Genomic DNA, 2,357 nt, shown 5'->3' on the forward strand with positions numbered 1-2,357 from the left:
CGAGGAGATGCCGGTCGAGGAGATGCGGGTCGAGGAGATGCGGGTCGAGGAGATGGGGGTCGGGCCGAGCCGGGACGTTTGGCGCCCGACGAGCCGGCGAGCGCGCTGATCGAGCGGGTCTGCGAGGCGACCGGCGCGCCGGCGCTGTCCGGGGAGACCTACGACGCGCTGTTCGAGGGGATGGCGGCGGCCCTGGAAGAGGGCGCGCGCGCTCAGGCCGACGTCGTGCACATGACCCGGCGCCTGCTCTCGGAGGCCGGCCTGGCGGTGGCCGAACGCGACATCGGTTTCGTCTTTTACGGCTTCCGCCTGGCACGGCTCGATCTCGACGCCCTGGCCGGCGACGTCGACGCCCTGGCCGAGGCCTTCCGCGAGAACGTGCGCCACCGCTGCCGCGAGCGCGGCGTGGTGCTGAGCGAGGCCGAGGAGGCCGCCATCGACGAGTGGCTGCTCGGCGTGCCGGAGGAGCCCGGCGGCCCCGAGCCCGAGGACGAGCCCGAGGGGGACGTCCTCGATCCCGCGCCGCTGGCCCCGGCGCAGGCGGTGGCGCCGGAGCCGGACCTGCCGGATCGGGAGGAAGCCGAAACCGAGACCGAGGCCGAGGCCGAAACCGAGACCGCGACCGAGACGCGGGAGACGACGTCATGAGGCTGCCGCGCCGGGTCAAGCTGGTCGAGGTCGGTCCGCGCGACGGCCTGCAGAACGAGACGGCGATCGTCCCGCTGGAGACCAAGGTCGCGCTGATCGACAGGCTCTCCGCGACCGGCCTCGCCGCGGTCGAGGCTGGGGCCTTCGTCAGCCCGAAGTGGGTGCCGCAGATGGCCGACAGCGCCGAGGTCCTGCGCCGCATCCAGCGGCCGCCCGGCGTCGCCTTTCCGGTGCTGGTGCCGAACCTGACCGGCCTGGAGGCGGCCTTGGCGGCGGGGGCCGAGGAGATCGCCGTCTTCGGCGCCGCCTCCGAGAGCTTCAGCCGCAAGAACATCAACTGCTCGATCGCCGAGTCGCTCGAGCGGTTTCGGCCGGTCGCGGCGCGGGCGCTGGCCGGGGGGCTGAAAGTGCGCGGCTACCTGTCCTGCGCGCTCGGCTGCCCCTACGAGGGCGAGGTGCCGCTGGCCCGGGTCGCCGAGGTCGCGGGCGGGCTGCTGGCGCTCGGCTGCTACGAGATCTCGCTCGGCGATACCATCGGCGTCGGCACGCCGGCCCGGGCGCGGGCCATGGTCGAGGCGGTCGCCGCCGTGGTGCCGAGAGAGCGCCTGGCGCTGCACTTCCACGACACCTACGGCCAGGCTCTCGCCAACCTCCACGCCTGCCTGGAGCTGGGCGTCGCCACCCTCGACAGCGCGGTCGCCGGCCTCGGCGGCTGTCCCTACGCCAAGGGCGCCAGCGGCAACGTCGCGACCGAGGACGTGCTCTACCTGCTACACGGCCTCGGCATCGAGACCGGCGTCGACCTGGACCGGGTCGCGGGGGGGCGGCGGCCGGCCGCTTCGTCTCCGAGGCCCTGGGCCGGCCGCCGGCCTCCAAGGTCGCGCAGGCCCTGGCGGCCCGGGCCGCCTGAGCTGCGGCAATCCGGGCTGCGGCAGTCTGAGCTTTGGCGAAACTGACCGGCCGGCGGTGCAATAGGGGCGAGGACGCGCTAGGCTCCGGGCCGATGACCCTGCACCTGATCAAGCTGTCCGTCGGCAGCGAATCCGTCGACAGCCTGGCCGCCTGGCAGGCCGAGCGCCTCGGCAGCCACGGCCGGCTGTGGCACGGCACCCGCATGCAGCCTCGGCGCGGCGAGGAGCTGCTCGCCGGCGGCTCGATCTACTGGGTGATCAAGGGCGCCGTCCAGGCGCGCCAGCCGCTCGCCGGCATCGAGAGCGACGTCGACGCCGAGGGCCGGGGCTTCACCCGGCTGCTGCTGCAGCCGGGGCTGGTGCGGGTGCTGCCGCGCGGCCATCGGCCGTTTCAGGGCTGGCGCTACCTGAAGCCCGAGGACGCGCCCGTCGACCTGCCCACCGGCGCCGAAGCGGCGGGCGATCTGCCGCCCGCGCTGGCGGCCGAGCTGCGCGAGCTGGGCATCCTGTGAGGTTGTCGCCGAAAGTGACGGAGGGGTGACGAAAGGGCTTTGACAAGGCGCGGGGCGGCACCTATATACGCCTTCGTCGCCCCACGGACGGCCCTCGGGCCCCGACGCGGCGGCAGGGACCCGGAAGCGAAGCCTTCCAACGGCGTTGCTATCCGGGTCGATCACAGATATACTTCTTGGCCCTGCAACGCCGAGCGATTCGGCGGATCTGGGTTTGCCATCTTCGGGTGGCCTTGCTGTTTGACATTGTGATTGAGTAGGAAGGGATGCCTGGGCGGCGGTCCAG

Annotated in this window: 2 protein-coding genes and 1 pseudogene; all 3 read left to right on the forward strand. The window is 73.2% G+C overall.

Annotation, left to right across the window (positions count from 1 at the left end):
• Nucleotides 1-78 precede the first annotated feature (78 nt).
• Nucleotides 79-648, forward strand: a complete 570-nt coding sequence (locus tag WD341_RS19740) for a hypothetical protein (RefSeq protein ID WP_368427209.1) — start codon at nucleotides 79-81, stop codon at nucleotides 646-648.
• A pseudogene (locus tag WD341_RS19745) lies at nucleotides 645-1,558 on the forward strand (hydroxymethylglutaryl-CoA lyase). Before WD341_RS19740 ends, WD341_RS19745 begins: the two are co-directional and overlap by 4 nt.
• Before the next feature lie 93 nt (nucleotides 1,559-1,651).
• On the forward strand, nucleotides 1,652-2,071 hold the full coding sequence (locus tag WD341_RS19750; RefSeq protein WP_368427210.1) for a DUF1489 family protein: 420 nt from the start codon (nucleotides 1,652-1,654) through the stop codon (nucleotides 2,069-2,071).
• Nucleotides 2,072-2,357 lie beyond the last annotated feature (286 nt).

It is taken from the genome of Tistlia sp. (genome assembly GCF_040905785.1).
Classification (GTDB): Bacteria; Pseudomonadota; Alphaproteobacteria; order Kiloniellales; family DSM-21159; genus Tistlia.